16 protein-coding genes are annotated in these 19,152 nt (G+C 67.7%); 11 read left to right on the top strand and 5 right to left on the bottom strand.

The window, feature by feature from the left end:
* Genes cyoB through cyoD form a run of 3 tightly spaced genes read left to right on the top strand, consistent with a single transcriptional unit; the run spans position 1 to position 2,948 of the window.
* Positions 1–2,007, top strand: a complete 2,007-nt coding sequence (gene cyoB / locus CFB41_RS10935) for a cytochrome o ubiquinol oxidase subunit I (RefSeq protein WP_089440478.1) — start codon at positions 1–3, stop codon at positions 2,005–2,007.
* On the top strand, positions 2,007–2,615 hold the full coding sequence (gene cyoC / locus CFB41_RS10930) for a cytochrome o ubiquinol oxidase subunit III (RefSeq protein WP_089456449.1): 609 nt from the start codon (positions 2,007–2,009) through the stop codon (positions 2,613–2,615). The genes cyoB and cyoC overlap by 1 nt, the downstream gene beginning before the upstream one ends.
* On the top strand, positions 2,616–2,948 hold the full coding sequence (gene cyoD / locus CFB41_RS10925; RefSeq protein ID WP_009692722.1) for a cytochrome o ubiquinol oxidase subunit IV: 333 nt from the start codon (positions 2,616–2,618) through the stop codon (positions 2,946–2,948).
* A 108-nt stretch (positions 2,949–3,056) separates the two neighbouring features.
* On the opposite strand, the gene CFB41_RS10920 is transcribed toward cyoD, so the two are convergent.
* On the bottom strand, positions 3,057–3,356 hold the full coding sequence (locus CFB41_RS10920) for a DUF4148 domain-containing protein (protein WP_089440475.1): 300 nt from the start codon (positions 3,354–3,356) through the stop codon (positions 3,057–3,059).
* Between the two features lie 216 nt (positions 3,357–3,572).
* Here CFB41_RS10920 and CFB41_RS10915 point away from each other — a divergent pair, with 216 nt between their 5' ends.
* Genes CFB41_RS10915 through CFB41_RS10905 form a run of 3 tightly spaced genes read left to right on the top strand, consistent with a single transcriptional unit; the run spans position 3,573 to position 6,335 of the window.
* The gene (locus CFB41_RS10915; protein ID WP_039342574.1) at positions 3,573–4,247 is read left to right on the top strand and encodes a response regulator transcription factor; all 675 of its coding nucleotides are present in this window, start codon (positions 3,573–3,575) and stop codon (positions 4,245–4,247) included.
* Between the two features lie 11 nt (positions 4,248–4,258).
* Positions 4,259–5,650 (top strand): HAMP domain-containing sensor histidine kinase, encoded by a 1,392-nt coding sequence (locus CFB41_RS10910; protein ID WP_089456626.1) that lies wholly within the window; start codon positions 4,259–4,261, stop codon positions 5,648–5,650.
* A gap of 19 nt (positions 5,651–5,669) precedes the next feature.
* Positions 5,670–6,335 carry a response regulator transcription factor gene (locus CFB41_RS10905; RefSeq protein WP_089456448.1) on the top strand — a complete coding sequence of 222 codons (666 nt, stop codon included), beginning with the start codon at positions 5,670–5,672 and terminating at the stop codon, positions 6,333–6,335.
* Between the two features lie 78 nt (positions 6,336–6,413).
* Here the strand turns inward: CFB41_RS10905 and CFB41_RS10900 are convergent, their stop codons facing one another.
* Genes CFB41_RS10900 through CFB41_RS10885 form a run of 4 tightly spaced genes read right to left on the bottom strand, consistent with a single transcriptional unit; the run spans position 6,414 to position 12,573 of the window.
* Positions 6,414–6,785, bottom strand: coding sequence for a hypothetical protein (locus CFB41_RS10900; protein ID WP_256940941.1), 372 nt, complete (start codon positions 6,783–6,785; stop codon positions 6,414–6,416).
* On the bottom strand, positions 6,782–8,197 hold the full coding sequence (locus CFB41_RS10895; protein WP_089456625.1) for an efflux transporter outer membrane subunit: 1,416 nt from the start codon (positions 8,195–8,197) through the stop codon (positions 6,782–6,784). The genes CFB41_RS10900 and CFB41_RS10895 overlap by 4 nt, the downstream gene beginning before the upstream one ends.
* The gene (locus CFB41_RS10890) at positions 8,190–9,365 is read right to left on the bottom strand and encodes an efflux RND transporter periplasmic adaptor subunit (protein ID WP_089456446.1); all 1,176 of its coding nucleotides are present in this window, start codon (positions 9,363–9,365) and stop codon (positions 8,190–8,192) included. The genes CFB41_RS10895 and CFB41_RS10890 overlap by 8 nt, the downstream gene beginning before the upstream one ends.
* Positions 9,355–12,573 carry an efflux RND transporter permease subunit gene (locus CFB41_RS10885; protein ID WP_089456445.1) on the bottom strand — a complete coding sequence of 1,073 codons (3,219 nt, stop codon included), beginning with the start codon at positions 12,571–12,573 and terminating at the stop codon, positions 9,355–9,357. Before CFB41_RS10885 ends, CFB41_RS10890 begins: the two co-directional genes overlap by 11 nt.
* A gap of 298 nt (positions 12,574–12,871) precedes the next feature.
* On the opposite strand from CFB41_RS10885, the gene CFB41_RS10880 reads away from it, so the two are divergent.
* The 5 genes from CFB41_RS10880 to CFB41_RS10860 all read left to right on the top strand — a co-directional run bounded on the left by CFB41_RS10880 (position 12,872) and on the right by CFB41_RS10860 (position 19,112).
* Complete coding sequence (locus CFB41_RS10880; RefSeq protein WP_089456444.1) at positions 12,872–13,237, top strand: hypothetical protein; 366 nt, start codon at positions 12,872–12,874, stop codon at positions 13,235–13,237.
* A 142-nt stretch (positions 13,238–13,379) separates the two neighbouring features.
* Positions 13,380–15,251 (top strand): extracellular solute-binding protein, encoded by a 1,872-nt coding sequence (locus tag CFB41_RS10875; protein ID WP_089456443.1) that lies wholly within the window; start codon positions 13,380–13,382, stop codon positions 15,249–15,251.
* 52 nt (positions 15,252–15,303) lie between these two features.
* The gene (locus tag CFB41_RS10870; protein WP_059532181.1) at positions 15,304–16,347 is read left to right on the top strand and encodes a microcin C ABC transporter permease YejB; all 1,044 of its coding nucleotides are present in this window, start codon (positions 15,304–15,306) and stop codon (positions 16,345–16,347) included.
* 48 nt (positions 16,348–16,395) lie between these two features.
* On the top strand, positions 16,396–17,493 hold the full coding sequence (locus CFB41_RS10865; RefSeq protein ID WP_089456442.1) for an ABC transporter permease: 1,098 nt from the start codon (positions 16,396–16,398) through the stop codon (positions 17,491–17,493).
* Entirely contained in the window at positions 17,490–19,112 is a 1,623-nt protein-coding gene (locus CFB41_RS10860; protein WP_089456441.1) for an ABC transporter ATP-binding protein, read from the top strand. The genes CFB41_RS10865 and CFB41_RS10860 overlap by 4 nt, the downstream gene beginning before the upstream one ends.
* Positions 19,113–19,152 lie beyond the last annotated feature (40 nt).

The raw sequence follows: 19,152 nt of genomic DNA, 5'->3' as shown, positions 1-19,152 counted from the left end.
ATGTTCGGCAAACTCACACTCTCGGCGATCCCGTTCGATCAGCCCATCATCATGGGGGCCGGCGCCTTCATGGGGCTGGTCGTGCTGGGCATCCTCGCCGCGCTGACGATCACCGGCCGGTGGAAATGGCTGTGGACGCAATGGCTGACCACGGTCGACCACAAGAAACTCGGCGTGATGTACATCATCGTCGCGCTGATCATGCTGCTGCGCGGCTTCGCGGACGCGATCATGATGCGCATGCAGCTTGCGCTCTCGTACAACGGGCCCGGCTACCTGCCGCCGCACCACTATGACCAGGTCTTCACGGCACACGGCGTGATCATGATCTTCTTCATGGCGATGGTGTTCATGGTCGGCCTGATGAACCTGATCGTGCCGCTGCAGATCGGCGCGCGCGACGTCGCATTCCCGTTCATCAACTCGCTGTCGTTCTGGATGACGGCCGTCAGCGCGATCCTGATCAACATCTCGCTCGTGATCGGCGAGTTCGCCCAGACGGGCTGGCTCGCGTATCCGCCGCTGTCGGAGCTGCAGTTCAGTCCGGGGGTAGGGGTCGACTACTACCTGTGGGCGCTGCAGATCTCGGGTGTCGGCACGCTGCTGACCGGCGTGAACTTCTTCGTGACGATCATCAAGATGCGCGCGCCGGGCATGACGCTGATGAAGATGCCGGTGTTCACGTGGACCGCGCTCTGCACGAACGTGCTGATCATGGCGTCGTTCCCGATCCTGACCGCGACGCTCGCGCTGCTCGGCCTCGACCGTTACCTCGGCATGCACTTCTTCACGAACGAAGCCGGCGGCAACGCGATGCTGTACCTGAACCTGATCTGGGCATGGGGTCACCCCGAGGTGTACATCCTGATCCTGCCGGCGTTCGGCATTTTCTCGGAAGTCATCTCGACGTTCGCGAAGAAGCCGCTGTTCGGTTACAAGACGATGGTGTACGCGACTTGCGCGATCATGGTGCTGTCGTTCCTCGTATGGCTGCACCACTTCTTCACGATGGGCTCGGGTGCGAACGTGAACGCGTTCTTCGGCATCATGACGATGATCATCGCGATCCCGACCGGCGTGAAGGTGTTCAACTGGCTGTTCACGATGTATCGCGGCCGGATCGAATTCACGACGCCCGTGCTGTGGACGATCGGCTTCATGGTCACGTTCACGCTCGGCGGCATGACCGGCGTGATGATGGCGATCCCCGGCGCGGACTTCGTGCTGCACAACAGCCTGTTCCTGATCGCGCACTTCCACAACGTGATCATCGGCGGCGTGCTGTTCGGCTATCTCGCGGGCTTCAACTACTGGTTCCCGAAGGCGTTCGGCTTCAAGCTGAACGAGAAGCTCGGCAAGGCGGCGTTCTGGTTCTGGCAGATCGGTTTCTACGTGGCGTTCGTGCCGCTCTACGTGCTCGGCTTCATGGGCATGACGCGCCGGATCAACCATTACGACAACCCGGCCTGGCATCCGTGGCTGCTGGTCGCCGCATTCGGCGCCGTGCTGATCGCGATCGGCATTGCATGCCAGCTGCTGCAACTGGTGGTCAGCATCCGCAACCGCAACCTGCCCGAGTACCGCGACACGACGGGCGATCCGTGGGGCGGCCGCACGCTGGAGTGGGCGACTTCGTCGCCGCCGGCCGACTACAACTTCGCGGTGATCCCGCAAGTGCGCACGCTCGACGCGTATGCGGACATGAAGGCACACGGCGAAGGCCGGCCGAACCCGGCGGCGATTCGCGATATCCACATGCCGTCGAATACCTGCGCGGGCCTCGTGGTCGCGATCTTCAGCCTGGTGCTCGGCTTCGCGCTGGTGTGGCACATCTGGTGGATGGCGATCGGCGGGCTGGTCGGGATCGTCGCGACGCTCGTGATCTACAGCTCGCGCGACAACGACGGCTATTACATCCCCGCGTCGACGGTGCGGAAGATCGAAGACAAGCAGCCGACGAAGCGCGTGGCTGCGCGCGTCGACGACGTGGAACTGGAGGCCAACTGATGTTGCAGAAAACCTTGAGCGCAACCCTGCTCGAGCACGACGACCATCCGCCGTCGCATTCGGTGTTCGGGTTCTGGCTGTACCTGATGACCGACTGCGTGATCTTCGCGGCGCTGTTCGCGACGTTCGCGGTGCTCGGCCAGCAGTATGCGGGCGGGCCGACCGCGAAAGACCTGTTCGATATCCCGGGCGTCGCGGTGGAAACGGGCGCGCTGCTGCTGTCGAGCATCACGTACGGTTTCGCGATGCTCGCTGCGTACAAGCAGCGGCGCGGCGCGCTGCTCGCGTGGCTCGCGGTGACGTTCGTGCTCGGCGCGGCGTTTCTCGTGATGGAACTGCGCGAGTTCTCGCACCTGATCGCGGAGGGCGCGGGCCCGCAGCGCAGCGCGTTCCTGTCGGCGTTCTTCACGCTGGTCGGCACGCACGGGCTGCACGTGACGGCCGGCCTGCTGTGGATGGTCGTGCTCGCCGGGCAGATCGTGTTGCGCGGCGGCGACCTGACCGACCGCGACCTGCGACGCCTGACGTGCCTGAGCCTGTTCTGGCACTTCCTCGACATCGTGTGGATCTGCGTGTTTTCCTTTGTCTATCTCGCGAGCGTGATCTAAATGGCCCATTCGCATTCGTCTCAACTCGAAGAAGGGCACGGCAGTGTCGGCGGCTACGTCGCCGGTTTCATCCTGTCGGTGCTGCTCACGGCCGCGTCGTTCGGCCTCGTGATGGGCGGCGTGCTGTCGCCGCACGCGTCGCTGGTCGCGCTGGCCGTGCTCGCGTTCGTGCAGATCGTCGTGCACCTCGTGTACTTCCTGCACATGAACGGCTCGTCGGGGCAGCGCTGGAACGTGATGGCGTTCAGCTACACGGTGCTGACCGCGGCGATCCTGATCGTCGGCACGCTGTGGGTGATGCACAACGTCAGCATGAACATGATGTCGCGCTGAGCGGCAGCCAAGCGCAGCGGTAGCAATCCATGCGCGTTCATGCAGAAAAGGCGGCACTCGCGTGCCGCCTTTTTGCTTTTCCCGGCCGTGTTGTGCCGGGTGGCAGGATCAGTGCCGGGCGCCCGCATCGGCGGTCAGCGCATGCGAACAGTCCGCACGATACTCGGCGGCGAGCCGATCTTTTGCACCGTCGAGATCGTCGGGGTAATACGGGCTTGCATGCGCTGGTTCGTAGCCGACCTGTTCGAGTTCGGTCAGTTCGCGCACGAGGTCCGCATGCGTGACGTCGTGGCCGGTGTGGACGAACGGATACGCGTTGCATTCCTGCGGCGTCAGGTGCGGTGCCGCGAACGCGGCGGTGCTGGCGCATGCGAGCAGCATGCAGGCGACGGTAGTCGACAGTTTCATCCGGAAGCTCCTGGTTGCGCGGCCCGATGCCGCATGACGTCAGCGTAGGCGGCGTGCACGACGGGGCGGGCGACGCCCGGATGAAACATGTTTCACCCGTGCGCCACGGCACCGGATGAAGCATTTTTCATGTAGCGCCGGACGGCGATCGGGGCGTCTACGATAGTCGCGGGCGCATCGCGTGCGCCCGTCATGACGTTCATTGCGAGGGCAACCATGCGAGTACTGACGGTCGAGGATGATGCGGTGACCGCGAACGAAATCGTCGGCGAATTGACCGCGCGCGGGTTCGAGGTCGACTGGATCGACAACGGCCGCGAAGGCATGCTGCGCGCGATGAGCGCATCGTACGACGCGATCACGCTCGACCGGATGCTGCCGGGCGCGGACGGTCTCGCGATCCTGACCGCGATGCGCACGGTCGGCATCGATACGCCGGTGCTGATGCTGAGCGCGCTCGGCGATGTCGACGAGCGCATCCGCGGGCTGCGCGCGGGCGGCGACGATTACCTGACGAAGCCGTTCGATTCCGGCGAGCTGAGCGCCCGCATCGAGGTGCTGCTGCGTCGCCGGCAGGCGTCGGGCGTGCCGCAGCAGACGCTGTTGAAGGTCGGGGCGCTCGAACTCGACCTCATTTCGCGCTGCGCACGTCGCGGGGCCGACGAGATTCCGCTGCTGCCCACCGAGTTCCGCGTGCTCGAATTCATGATGCGCAATGCGGGGCAGACGATCACGCGCACGATGCTGTTCGAGACGGTATGGGGTTATCACTTCGATCCCGGCACCAACCTGATCGATGTCCACATGGGCCGGTTGCGCAAGAAGATCGATCCGCCCGGCGTGACCCCGATGATCCAGACGGTGCGCGGCTCGGGCTACATGCTCGCATGACGGAGGCCCGGATGGATGCGGCTCGCGCGGCGAACTTCACGCGCCGCTGGCACACGACGACGTTTCGGTGGCTGTGCGCGTATGCGGCGATCTTCTCGGTTTCGCTGCTCGTGCTCGCGGGCGTGATCAGCGTGGCCGCGACGCACACGATGGCGCGCGACACCGACGAGGTGCTCGCGTGGCAACTGATCTATTTCGATTCGATTCCCGATGCCGAGCTGCCGCTCGCGATCCACCGGCGGCTCGAGCACGAGCACATGCATACCAGTTTCTACGGGCTGTTCGACGCGAACGGGCGCCGCGTGGCCGGGGACATCGCGACGCCGCCCGCGCTGCGCACGGATCGCCACGGACGCACGCTGAACCGCACGCTTGCGCCGCTCGACGGCCAGCCCGCGCCGATCACGCGCGCGATGGCGGTACGCCGCGACAACGGGATGACGCTGGTCGTCGCACGCGACCTGTCGCATTTCATCCAGATCCGCGATGTCGCGATCCGCGGGCTCGTGATCGGCGGCGTGATGATCCTGATCGCGGGCATCGCGGGCGGCAGCATGCTCGGCATGCGGCAGATGCGCCGCGTCGCCGCGATCCGGCGCGTCACGCGGCAGATCGCCGAGGGCGATCTCGGCAAGCGGCTGCCGGTCGGACGCTACGACGAACTCGACCTGCTCGCGCATCTCGTGAACCACATGCTCGACGAAGTCGAACGGCTGATGGGCGAGGTGCGCCATACCTGCGACGGCATCGCGCACGATCTGCGTACGCCGCTCGCACGCGTGCACACGATGCTGGCCCGGCTCGCGGAGCAGCCGTTTTGCGCGGACGACCCTGCGTCGTCGGCATTGCTCGCGTCGGCGCGCGACGAGACCGACCGCTTGCTCGAGCGCTTTCGCGCGATGCTGCGCATCTCCGAGATCGGCACGCTGAGCCGGCGTGGCGGCTTTGCCGCGGTCGACGTCGCGGCCTTGCTGCGCGACGTTTGCGAGCTCTATGAGCCGCTGGCCGAAGCCGTCGACGTGTCGTTCGAACTCGCTTCAGCATCGGTCGACCGCATTCACGGCGATCGCGCGTTGCTGTTCGAGGCATTCAGTAATCTCGCGGACAACGCGATCAAGTTCACGCCGCCGGGCGGCCGCGTGCGCGTCGCGCTCCAGTCAACGCCGAGCGGGCCGCTCGTGCGGATCGAGGACACCGGGCCCGGCATCCCGCCCGGCGAACGCGACGCGGTGCTCGAGCGTTTCTATCGCGGCGAGCGCACGCGCCATGTGAGCGGCTCGGGGCTTGGGCTGAGCATCGTCTCGGCGGTGATGCGCGTGCACGGCTTTGCGCTGCGGATCGGCGATGCACCGCTGGCCGGTGCGGCGATCACGGTCGAATGCTGGCCGCGCTCGCTCGCGTGACGGCGTCGGGGAACGAGCGATGCGCATCCTGCTGATTTCTTCGCCGAACCCGGAGGCGGCGCGGCTCGACAAGGCCTTTCGCGAGAGCACGCACGGCGTCGAGCGCGTCGACGGATGGCGCGACGGCTGCTTCGTGGCGACCCAGGACCGGTTCGATGCCATCGTGATCATTGCGCCCGATACCGCTGCCGACCCCGCGATGCTCGAGGCATTGCCGCGACTCGCCGTATCGGCGGGCGGCGCGACGATTGCCGCGATCGTGGCCGGGACGACACCTGCGCAGCGCGCGCGGATGTTGCTGGCCGGCTGCGATGTGTGTCTTGCCCATCCCTGTTCGTTCGTGGAGCTGCACGAGCGGTTGCGTGCGCTGTGGCGCCGCAACGGTGTCATCGCAATGCGCGAGTCGGTCCGGCTCGACGTGGCCGCGCGTGCACTCGAGGAGCGGGGCCGGAGGCTGGCGCTCAGCATGCGGGAATTTCGTCTCGTCGAATGCCTGCTGCGCGAAGCGGGGCGACCGGTCGGACGCGACGCCGTGCTGCGTTATGCCTGGGGTGATGCCGACGTCGAACCCGAGACGGTCAATGCGCTGGTCGTGCGGTTGCGGCGCAAGCTGGCCGCACACGCGTTTTCCGCGCGCATCGAAACGGTCGCGCGATTCGGCTTCAGGTTCGACGCGGGCGGGTGACGGAGCGGCATCACGCTGTGCCTGGCAGATGGTACAGCGCGATGCCGCGCGTCGCGCGGCAGGTTCAGTTGCGTGCGCTCAGTGCGAATAGAGTTCACGGTTGAGCTGCGCGAGCTGGCCGTCGCGTTCGGCGTGGACGAGTTCACGATAAACCTGTGCACGTGTCAGCGGCGTGGCCGGTCGCGCGTTCCATGCCGGTTGCGACGACAACGATGCGGAAGCGGTCGCGGCGTACGACTGCGGCGCGGTCGCGGTGTCGGTCTGCGTTGCGCTGGCCCGGCCGGGCAGCGCGACGCACAGGGCTGAGAGCAGGGTGGCGAACATCAATGTCTTCATGGCGTGATCCTTTTCAAGTGACAGTGGCCGGTGCTGCGATGGCGATGCCGGCAGGATCGACGTTATCGGATGCGCCCGTGCGGGCACCGGGCGCGCCGATGAAGAAACGTTCATGAACGTGCGGCGTGCCAGCCGCCGCCGAGCGCGCGCACGAGCCCGACGGATGCCTGCAGGCGTCGGGCGTCGACGTCGAGCGCCGCGATCTGCGTATCGAGTTCGGTCGTCTGCGCGGTGACCACGTCGAGATAGCTGACCGCGCCGTCGCGATAGCGCGACATCGCCAGCGCAAGCGAGTGCCGCGCCGCGACGAGCGCCGCGTCGTCCTGGTCCGATTCGTCGCCGAGGCGATGCAACTGCGCGAGATCGTCCTCGACGTCGCGGAATGCCTGCAGCACGACCGCGCGGTAGCGCGCGCCCTGTTCGGCGAGCTGCGCGCGCGCATGGCGTACGCCGGCGGCACGCCGGCCCCCGTCGAACAGCGTCATCGCGAGACGCGGCCCGATCGACCAGATCTCGTTGGGCGCGGCGAGCCACGGCGAAAACGTATCGCTCTGGAACCCGGCGTCGAGGCCGAGCGACAGGTCGGGAAAGTACGCGGCGCGTGCGACGCCGATTCGCGCGTTCGCGGCCGCGACGCGGCGTTCGGCGGCGGCGACGTCGGGCCTGCGTTCGAGCAGCGTCGACGCGAGTCCGGTCGGAATCGACGGCACGCCCGGCAGTGCCGCAACGGGCGGCAGCGAGAACGTCGACGCGGATTCCCCGACGAGTGCCGCGATCGCATGCTCGTCGAGCGCGCGACGCGCGGCGATGTCGGAAGCACGCGCCTGGGCGAGCGCGAGTTGCGTTTGCGCACGCGAAACGTCGAGCCCCGATGCGAGGCCGCCGCGACGGCGACTGACCGTCAGTTGCCACGCACGGCGGTACGTGTCGATCGTTTGCGCGAGCGTGTCCGCTTCCCGGTCGAGCCCCGCGAGGTCGAAGTAGGTGCTGGCGACGGCGGCCTGCAGGCTGAGCCGGACCGACGCGAGGTCGTCGTCGGCCGCCTGCGCGTCGTCGCGGCCGGCCGCGACCGCGTTGCGGACCTTGCCCCACAGGTCGACGTCGTAGCCGAATCCCGCTTCCAGCGTGTTCGACTCATAGGTGTCCGGCTGACCGCTGCCGCGCAGCGGCCGCCGCGCGGACTGACGGTCGCGGTCGGTCTCGGCATCGAGCCCCACGGTCGGCAGCAATGCCGCATGCGCCTCGTCGAACAGCGCGGCGGCTTCGTCGTGCCTTGCGACGGCAGCGGCGAGGTCGGGGTTCGCGCGTGCGACGAGCGGTTCGAGCCGGTCGAGTGTCGCGTCGCCGTACACGCGCCACCAGCCGTCACGCGGCAGACGATCGGCTGGTACGGCATCGACCCACGCGCCCGTTTCGCGAAACGCAGCCGGCATCGGAACGGCCGGCACGCGATAGGCCGGCGCCAACGAGCAGCCGGCGAGCAGCGCGACGCTGCCCAGCCACACAGCGAGCAGACGGTCAGCCATGCGCATGCTCCGTCGCCGTGGTGCCGGCGATACGCACGGGGTCGCCGTCGGCGAGCGAATCGGGTGGATTGTCGATCACGCGGTCGGCGGCCGCGAGCCCCGATGCGATCTCGACACGCGTGCCGAGATCGGTCGAGATCGATACGTTGCGCAGCCGCGCATGCCCGGTTGCATCGAGTACGGCGACTTGCAACCCGTCGTGGCGGAAGATCAGCGTGCTTGCCGGAATCGACAGCGCATGCGCGGCGCCGGGCATCGCGATCCGCACCTGCGCGTACTCGCCCGGAAACAGCGTGCCTGCCGGGTTGGCGATCGCGAACTGCGCGAGCAGCGTGCCGGAAGCCGGGTCGATCGATTGGGCGGAATCCGCGAGCGTGGCGTCGAACGTCATGCCGGGCCGCTCGGGCACGGTCAGCGCGACATGCATGCCTGCGCGGATCGCGGCCGCGTCGTCTTGCGGAACGTGGACGTACAGTCGCAGCCGCCGCGCGTCCGAGACGGTGAAGAGCTCGGCGCCGTTGCCGCTGCCCGCGTCGATGAGCGCGCCGACATCGGTCTTGCGGGCCGTCACGATGCCGTCGAACGGCGCGGTGAGCCGCTTGAACGATTCGAGCGCTTCGAGCCGTCGCACGTTGGCGGTGCTCGCCGCGACGGCCGCGCGTTTGGCGTCGAGGTCGCTGCGTTTCTCGTCGGCCTCCTGCTGCGAGACGGAATCCTGCGCGAGCATCTCGGCCCAGCGGGTTGCCGTGACGGCCGCAAGCCGTTCGTTCGCGCTCGCGCTCTGCAGGTCCGCGCGTGCCTGCTGCAATTGCTGGTCGAGATCGGGCGTGTCGATCGACGCGAGCAACTGGCCGGCTTTCACATGCGCGCCGATGTCGGCGTACCACGCATGCAGGTAGCCGGGCACGCGCGCGTAGATAGGTGCGTCGACGTACGCGTCGAGCCGGCCGGGCAGCACCAGCGCATCGGCCGCGGCCGGCTGGGGCGCAACCGTCGCGACGGTCGGGATCGCCTGTTGCACGGTCCAGGCGGCGACCGCGTGCGCATCGTGCAGGCGGGCGACGACGCCGGCCGCCGCGACGGCGAGCGCGGCGATGGCGCCCGCGATCGCGAGCGGCTTCAGGTAGCGCGGTGTGCCCGGGGGGCGGACGTCGAATTCAGTGGACATGCTGTTCTCCCGGAGTGAGGGGCAGGGATTCGGAACGAGGCGCGCGATCGAGCCGGTGGACGAGGCTGAACACGACGGGCACGAACACGAGCGTCGCGACGGTCGCGCACAGCAGGCCGCCGATGACCGCGCGGCCGAGCGGCGCGTTCTGCTCGCCGCCGTCGCCGAGACCGAGGGCCATCGGCGCCATGCCGATGATCATCGCGAGCGCGGTCATCATCACGGGCCGAAAGCGCGTGAAGCCGGCTTCGAGCGCGGCGACGGCCGCATCGGCGGTGTGCGCGAGCCGTTCGCGCGCGAAAGTCACGACGAGGATGCTGTTCGCGGTCGCGACCCCCATGCACAGGATCGCGCCCGTCAGGGCCGGCACCGACAGCGGCGTGCGCGTGACGAACAGCATCCAGACGATGCCGGCGAGCGCCGCGGGCAGGCCGCTCACGATCACGAACGCGTCGCGCCACGAATGGAAGTTGACGACGATCAGCAGGTAGATCAGCAGGATCGCGCCGGCGAGGCCCGCGAGCAGCCCGCCGAATGCGCCGTTCATCGTCTGCACCTGGCCGCGCAGGGTCACGCGCGACCCCTTGGGTAACCGAGCCGCGCTCGCGTGCAGCACGCGATCGATGTCGGCGCTGACCGCGCCGAGATCGCGATCCTGCGTCGTCGCGAAGATGTCGTACAGCGGGGCGATGTCGTAGTGCGACACGACCGCGTCGGTCTGTCCGCGCACGATCGTCGCGAGCCCGCCGAGCAGTTGCGGCGCACCCGAGCGGCCCGTGACGGGCAGCGCGCGCAGGTCCGCCAGCGACGTCATCCGGTACTGGGGCGTCTGCGCGACGATCGGATACGACACGCCGTTGTGCGGATCGAGCCAGTAGGTCGGCGACACCTGGCTCGTGCCGGACAGGCTCGCGACCACGGCATTGGTGACGTCCTGCTCGGTGATGCCGAGTTGCGCGGCGCGCGTGCGGTCGACCGATACCGTGAACTGTGGATAGGTCGACGCCTGCTGCACGCGCGTGTCGGCCACTCCCGGCACGCTGCGGATGCGCCGCAACAGCTCGGTTGCGTAGGCGCGATTGGCGGCGCGATCGGGGCCCGTCACCTGCACGTCGATCGGCGCGGGCGCGCCGAAGTTGAGGATCTGGCTCACGATGTCGGCGGGCAGGAACGAGAACGTCACGCCGGGAAACGCGCGCGGCAGCCGCGTACGCAACTGCTTGACGTAGTCGGCGGTCGGCGCGTGGTCGCCCGTGAGCGACACGAGGATGTCGCCGTCCTGCGGGCCGATCGTGCCGCTGTTGCTGTACGTGAGGTTGATCCCGCTGTTCGGCAGCCCCATGTTGTCGACGATGCTCGCGATCGCGTGCGGCGGCACGACGCCGCGCACCGTCTGCTCGACGTGGTCGAACAGCGCGGCCGTTTCCTCGATGCGCGTGCCGATCGGTGCGCGCACGTGAATCGCGATTTCGCCCGCGTCGACCGACGGGAAGAAATTGCGGCCGAGCCACGGCACCAGCACGAACGACACGGCCACCACCGCGAGGAACAGCGCGACGAAGCGCGCGCGGTGGACGAGTGCGAGGCCGAGCACGACGCGGTAGCCGGCGCGCAGCGCGGCGAAGCGACGCTCGAACCCCTGCTGGAACGCGACGAGCGAATTGCGCGCACGTGGCGGCGGGAACGGCGCGCCGTGCGGCGCGAGCGCGGCCACCGGATGCGCGGCATGCGGTTTCAACAGGTAGCGGGCCATCATCGGCACGAACGTGCGCGACAGCACGAACGACGCGATCATCGCGAAGATCACGGCTTCGGCCATCGGCACGAACAGGAAGCGGGCCACGCCGTCGAGCAGCAGCATCGGCACGAACACGATGCAGATGCACAGCAGCGACACGAAGGCCGGCGCGACGATCTGCGACGCGCCGTCGAGGATCGCATCGCGCACCGCCTTGCCCTGTTCGAGGTGCCAGTTCACGTTCTCGATCGTGACGGTGGCATCGTCGACGAGAATGCCGACTGCGAGCGCGAGCCCGCCGAGCGTCATCACGTTGAGCGTCTCGCCCGCGGCCGCGAGCGCCGCGATCGCGGCCAGCACGGCGAGCGGAATGGACGCGGCGATGATCAGCGTCGAGCGCCAGCTGCCGAGGAACAGCAGGATCATCGCGGACGTGAGCGCGGCGGCGATCAGGCCTTCGCGCGCCACGCCGCTGACGGCGCCCTTGACGAACACGGACTGGTCGCCCATCACGACGAGCCTGAGCGAAGGCGGCAGGGTCGCCTCGATGCGCGGCAACTGCGCCTTGACGCCCGAGATGATGTCGAGCGTCGACGCCGAACCGCTTTTCAGCACGCTCATCAGCACCGCGCGCCGGCCGTCGACGCGCACGATGTTGCCCTGCGGAGGATAACCGTCGCGCACGTGCGCGACGTCGCGCATGAAGATCACCGCGCCGTTCACGCTCCGGATCGGCAGCGCATTGAGCTGGTCGATGGTCAGCGGGCTGTCGTTGAGCCGGATGTTGTACTCGAAGCCGCCGATCTTTTGCGTGCCGGCCGGGATGATCTGGTTCTGCTGCGCCAGCGCGGTCGCGACATCCTGCGCGGACAGCCCCTTGGCCTGCAGCGCCTGCGGATCGAGATCGATCTGCACCTGGCGCACCTTGCCGCCGTACGGCGACGGAATCGCGACTCCCGCGACGGACAGCAGCTGCGGCCGGATCACGTTGGTCGCGTAGTCGCCGAGCTGCTGTTCGTTCAGCGTGTCGCTCGTCAGCGCCAGCTGCAGCACGGGTACGGTCGACGCGTTGTAGTTGAGGATCTGCGGCGGCGTGGTGCCCGGCGGCATCTGCTTGAGCACGGTCTGCGAAATCGACGTGACCTGTGCGGTCGCGGTGCGGATGTCGACGCTCGGCTGGAAGAAGATCTTGACGATCCCGAAGCTGCGGAACGATTGCGACTCGATGTGCGCAACGTCGTTGACCGTCGTGCCGAGCGTACGCTCGTAGTAGGTGACGATGCGCCCGGCCATGTCGGCCGGCTGCAGGCCCGCGTAGTTCCACACCACGCTGATGACCGGAATCCGGATGTCGGGGAAGATGTCGGTCGGCGTGCGCAGCGCCGCGAGTGGCCCCGCGATCAGGATCAGCAGCGCGAGGACGATGAATGTATAGGGGCGCGCAAGCGCGAGTCGGACGAGTTTCAGCATCGGCGAGGTCTCCGCCGGCGCGGGGCGCCGGCCTGTCAGCGAAGTGCCGAAGCGCGGCGGGGCGCCCGGTTCGGCTCGCGCAGTGTGCGTGGCGCCGCTTAACGCGGGGCGCGGCGCAGGATGAAAGATGTTTTAGGAATGGGGCGTGAGGGGGCGGGGCGGGCGTCGATTGTTACAAGACGTTAGCGCGGGCTTACCGTTGCGACGCGGCGCATCAGTTCTTACAAAGTGGAAATATGCGGAGACGGCGCTTGCCGTTATAGTCGAATCACACATGAAACAACCAGAAGAGGAATCCATGAAGACCTTGCGTGTTGCCTCGCTCTTGACCGGTATGACGGCCTTGCTCGTGTCGGGCGCAGCAATGGCGGGAGTCAATGTCGGGATCAATCTCGGCGTTCCGGCGCCGGTCTACGTCGCGCCCGCACCCGTGTATGCGCCGCCGCCTCCGCCGCCGGTCGTCTATCAGCCTGCGCCGGTCTACGCGCCCGCCCCGGTGTACGCACCGGGACCGGCCATCGTGATCGGCTGGCACGGTGACCGCTACTGGGACGGCCGCCGCTACTGGGGCCGTGACGAGTGGTACCGCCATCACGGCCGCGGCTGGGGCGATCGTGGCGATCGCGGCCACTGGGACAACGGCCGCCACAACGGCTGGCACTGATCGGCAGGGCGCGCCCGCCTGATGCGCGCCCCCGATCCCGCTCGTGAAGAAACCGCCCGCGTGGCGGTTTTCTTTTGGCTCGCCGGCTTGAATGGGTAGAATCGTCCCTCGTTACTCCCCTCATTCGACCGACAGGGCCTCTATGACGAAGGGTTCGCCCCGGGCCGCCGCCGCGCGCGTCCGCCGTGCGGTACGAACTGCCGGCCGCACGGCCGCGGTGTTCGTGCTGCAAGCGGTGCTGGCCGCGACTGCTGCGCACGCGGCCTACGCCATTGCGCAGTACGGCGAGCCGAAGTATCCGCCGGGCTTCAAGCATTTCGACTACGTCAACCCCGATGCGCCGAAGGGCGGCACGCTCGTGCTGGCGAACCCGAACCGGCTGACCTCGTTCGACAAGTTCAACCCGTTCACGATGCGCGGCAACCCGGCGCCGGGCATCGACATGCTGTTCGAGAGCCTCGCGACCGGCAGCTCGGACGAGCCGGCCTCGGCGTACGGGCTGCTCGCCGACGACATCGACATCGCGCCGGATCGCCGGTCGGTCACGTTCCACCTGAATCCGCGCGCGCGCTTCTCGAACGGCGAGCGCGTCACCGCCGACGACGTCAAGTTCTCGTTCGACACGCTGAAGAGCAAGCAGGCCGCGCCGCAGTTCGGCGCGTATTTCGCGGAGATCGCGAAGGCCGTGGTCGTCGATCCCGCTACCGTGCGCTTCGAGTTCCGCAGCGCGAACCGCGAACTGCCGCTGATCGCCGGCGGCGTGCCGGTGTTTTCCCGCAAGTGGGGATTGCGCGCGGACGGCTCGCGCATCCCGTTCGACCAGCTCGCGTTCGAGCAGCCGATCGGCAGCGGCCCGTACCTGATCGACCATTACGACAACGGCCGGACGATCACTTACCGACGCAACCCGACGTACTGGGGCGCCGACCTGCCGGTGCGGGTGGGCACCAACAACTTCGAGCGGATCGTCTACAAGCTGTACGGCGACGGCGTCGCGCGGCTCGAGGCGTTCAAGGCCGGCGAATACGACGTGCTCGTCGAGTACATCGCGCGCAACTGGACGCGCCGCGACGTCGGCAAGCGCTTCGACAACGGCGAGCTCGTCAAGCGTGAATTCCGCCAGCATAACGGCGCCGGCATGCAGGGCTTCTTCATGAACCTGCGCCGGCCGCTGTTTCGCGACGTGCGCGTGCGCCAGGCGCTCGACCTCGCGTTCGACTTCGAATGGCTGAACCGCCAGCTGTTCTACAGCGCCTACACGCGGATGAACAGCTACTTCGCCGACACCGACCTGCAGGCGACCGGCACGCCGGGCCCCGGCGAGCTGAAGCTGCTGGAGCCGCTGCGCGCGCAGCTCGACCCGGCCGTGTTCGGTCCGGTGGTCACGCAGCCGAACACGAATCCGCCGGGCTCGCTGCGCGCGAACCTGTTGAAGGCGCGCGCACTGCTCGCGCAGGCCGGCTGGACCTATCGGGACGGCGCGTTGCGCAACGCGAAGGGCGAGCCGTTCACGTTCGAGATACTCGACGATTCCGGCGCGGCAATGGAAGGGATCGTGGCGGCGTACCAGCGCAATCTGGCGAAGCTCGGCATCGACGCACGTTTTCGCACGGCCGATTTCGCGCTGCTGCAAAAGCGTCTCGACGCGTTCGACTACGACATGACGACGATCCGCCTGCCGGGCGTGCAGGTGCCGGGCGCCGAGCAATACTCGCGTTACGCGAGCAAGTTCGCCGACGAGCCGGGCTCCGACAACTTCATCGGGTTGAAGTCGCCGGCCGTCGACGCGCTGCTGCACGCGCTCGGTACCGCGCAGACGCGCGAAGACCTGCTCGACGCGACGCACGCGCTCGACCGCGTGCTGATGCACGGCTACTACGCGGTCCCGCAGTGGTACAGCACGACGCACCGGGTCGCGTACAAGCGCACGCTTGCCTATCCGCAGACGCTGCCGCTGTACTATTCGGCCGAGGGCTGGGTCGTGTCGACGTGGTGGGCGAAGCCCGATCACTGAACCACGCCGCCCTGACGTCCCATCCCGCCTACCGATCGCGAGTCGACGCCCTATGTGGAGCTACATCCTCAAACGCCTGCTGCTGATGATTCCGACGCTCATCGGCGTGCTGACCCTCACGTTCGCGGTGATCCAGTTCGTGCCGGGCGGCCCCGTCGAACAGGCCGTGCAGGAATTGCGCAAGGGCGCGACGGAGCAGGGCGCGGTGCCGTTCGGGATGCGTGCGCACACCGGCGTCGACGCGCAGCAGCTCGCGCAGCTCAAGGCGCTGTACGGCTTCGACAAACCGCCGCTCGAGCGCTACTGGCTGATGCTCAAGCGCTTCGCGCGCTTCGATCTCGGCGACAGCTACTTTCGCCACCAGAGCGTGTGGTCGCTGGTGGTGCAGAAGCTGCCCGTGTCGATCAGCATCGGGCTGTGGACGTTCTTCCTCACGTACCTGATATCGGTGCCGCTCGGCATCGCAAAGGCCGTGCGCAACGGTTCGCCGTTCGACGTCGCGACGAGCCTCGTCGTGCTCGTCGGCTATGCGATTCCGGGCTTCGTACTCGGCGTGCTGCTGCTCGTGCTGTTCGGCGGCGGCTCGTTCTGGCAGCTGTTCCCGCTGCGCGGGCTCACGTCGGACAACTTCGCGCAGCTGTCGCTCGTCGGCAAGGTGCTCGACTATCTGTGGCACATCGCGCTGCCGATCACGGCGTCGGTCGTCGGCAGCTTCGCGGTCGTCACGATGCTGACGAAGAACGCGTTCCTCGACCAGATCCGCCGGCAATACGTGCTGACCGCGCGTGCGAAGGGGCTTTCCGAGCGCAACGTGCTGTGGAAGCACGTGTTCCGCAATGCGATGCTGCCGCTGATCGTCGGCTTTCCGGCCGCGTTCATCGGCGCGTTCTTCACCGGCAGCCTGCTGATCGAGACGCTGTTCTCGCTCGACGGCCTGGGGCTGCTGTCGTACGAGTCCGTCGTGCGGCGCGACTATCCGGTCGTGCTCGGCACGCTTTATCTGTTCACGCTGATCGGGCTCGCGACCAAGCTGATCTCCGATCTCTGCTATGTGTGGGTCGATCCGCGCATTCAATTCGACACCCTGGAGCGCTGACATGAAACCGTCCGTCTGCATGCCCGGCGTCACCGGGCGAGGTGCGCGATGAACCGGGCCGTCGTGTCCTCCCGCATCGACGCGGCGCGCGCCCGCGTGTCGCCGTCGCCCGCACGCCGCGTATGGCAGCGCTTCAGGCAGCAACGCCTCGGCTACTGGAGCTTCGTGATCTTTTTCATGGCCTTCGCCGTGAGCGTGGCGGCGCCGCTGTGGTCGAACGACAAGCCGCTCGTCGTGCGTTACGACGGCCAGACCTATTTCCCGCTGTTCCACGCGTATCCGGAGACGACCTTCGGCGGCGACTTCCCGACGCCGGCCGACTATCTCGACCCATACGTGCGCAAGCGGGTCGAGGCGCCCGGCAACTTCGTCGTCTACCCGCCGAACCGCTACTACTACGACACGCTGAACTACTTCTCGAACGTGCCGAACCCCGCGCCGCCGTCCCGCGCGAACTGGCTCGGCACCGACGCGCAGGGGCGTGACCTGCTCGCGCGGCTCGTGTACGGGTTCCGCGTGTCGGTCGAGTTCGGGCTGATCCTGACCGTGATCGGCACGCTGCTCGGGATCGCCGCGGGCGCCGTGCAGGGCTTCTTCGGCGGGCGCATCGACATCGTCGGGCAGCGGCTGATCGAGATCTGGAGTTCGTTGCCGGAGCTGTACCTGCTGATCATCTTCGCGTCGATCTTCGAGCCGAGCTTCCTGCTGCTGATCGTGCTGCTGTCGCTGTTCGGCTGGATCGGACTCGCCGACTACGTGCGCGCGGAATTCCTGCGCAACCGCACGCAGGACTACGTGCGCGCGGCGCGCGCGATGGGCCTCACGAACTGGCAGATCATCTGGCGCCACGTGTTGCCGAACAGTCTCACGCCGGTGATCACGTTCCTGCCGTTCCGGATGAGCGGCTCGATCCTCGCGCTCACGAGCCTCGATTTCCTCGGGCTCGGCGTGCCGCCGCCGACCCCGAGCCTGGGCGAACTGCTCGCGCAGGGCAAGGGCAACCTCGACGCGTGGTGGATCTCGCTGTCGACCTTCGGCGTGCTGGTCGCGACGCTGCTGCTGCTGACCTTCATGGGCGATGCGCTGCGCAACGCACTCGACACGCGGATCGCCGATTCGGTGCGCGCGGCGGGAGGCCAGCGATGAGCGAACCGGTCGTATCGACGCAGCGCGAGCCGCTGCTGGCGCTCGAGCATCTGCATGTGCGCTTCGGCGACACGGTCGCGGTGGACGACGTGACGCTCGCGATCGGCCGCGGCGAGCGCGTCGCGCTGGTCGGCGAGTCGGGGTCGGGCAAGAGCGTGACCGCGCTGTCGATCCTGCGGCTGCTGCGCGACGCCGACGTGAGCGGCGCGATCCGCTTCGCGGGGCAGGACCTGATGGCCAAGAGCGAGCGCGAGATGCGCGGGTTGCGCGGCTCGGACATCGCGATGATCTTCCAGGAGCCGATGACCGCGCTCAACCCGCTGTATACGATCGGCGTGCAGATCGGCGAGACGATCGTGCTGCACGACGGCGTCTCGGCGGTCGAGGCGCGCAAGCGCGCGATCGCGTTGCTCGCGCGCACGGGCATCGCGGAGCCGGAGAAGCGCGTCGACAGCTATCCGCACCAGTTGTCGGGCGGCCAGCGCCAGCGCGCGATGATCGCGATGGCGCTCGCCTGCCGGCCGCGCCTGCTGCTGGCCGACGAGCCGACCACCGCGCTCGACGTGACGATCCGCGCGCAGATCGTCGACCTGCTGCTGGAACTGCAGCGCGAGGAGGCGGAAAAGCGCGGGATGGCGATCCTGCTGATCACGCATGACCTGAATCTTGTGCGGCACTTCGCGGATCGCGTCGCGGTGATGGAGCACGGCCGGCTCGTCGAGAGCGGGCCCGTCGAACGGATCTTCGCGGAGCCCGAGCATCCGTACACGCAGCGGCTCTTGAACAGCCGGCCGCAACGCGCGGTCACGCCGGTGATGCCGATCGCGCCCGTCGTGCTCGACGCGCAGCACGTGAGCGTGCAGTTCGCACGCAAGCGGCCGGGCGTCGCGGGATGGTTCGGCTCGGTGCCGGTGACGGCCGTCGCGGACGTGTCGGTATCGGTGCGGCAGGGCGAGACGCTCGGCATCGTCGGCGAATCGGGATCGGGGAAGTCGACGCTCGCGATGGCGCTGCTCGGCCTGCAGAAGACGGCCGGCGGCACGATCGAATTCCAGGGGCGCGCGCTGCCGACCTATCGCGGCCGCGAACAGACCGCGCTGCGCTCGAACATGCAGGTCGTCTTTCAGGACCCGTTCAGTTCGCTTTCGCCGCGTCACACGATCGAGCGGATCGTCGGCGAGGGGCTCGAGCTGCATCGCCCGGACATGACACCCGACGCGCGGCGTGAGAAGTCGCTCGCGGTGCTGCGCGAAGTCGGCCTCGACCGCACGGTGCTGCACCGTTATCCGCACGAATTCTCGGGCGGGCAGCGCCAGCGGATCGCGATCGCGCGGGCGCTGGTGCTGGAGCCGCGCATCCTGATCCTCGACGAGCCGACGTCCGCGCTCGACGTGTCGATCCAGCAGCAGGTGCTGAAACTGCTCGCGAATTTGCAACAGAAATACAACCTCGGCTATGTCTTCATCAGCCATGACCTGGAGGTGATCGGGGCGATGGCGCACCGCGTCGCGGTGATGCAGGACGGGGCCGTCGTCGAGTCGGGGGAGGTGGCCGACATCTTCGCCAGACCGTCACATCCTTACACACAAAAGCTGTTGAAAGCGGTCTGGAAAGCGTGATAGGCGGCCAATGGTCTGACTATCTCGATTGTATTTATTA

It is taken from the genome of Burkholderia sp. AU33803, from assembly GCF_002223095.1.
In the GTDB taxonomy this organism is placed as follows: domain Bacteria; phylum Pseudomonadota; class Gammaproteobacteria; order Burkholderiales; family Burkholderiaceae; genus Burkholderia.
The sequence above is the reverse complement of the archived record's forward strand: the minus strand, read 5'-3'. Positions and strand labels throughout refer to the sequence as shown.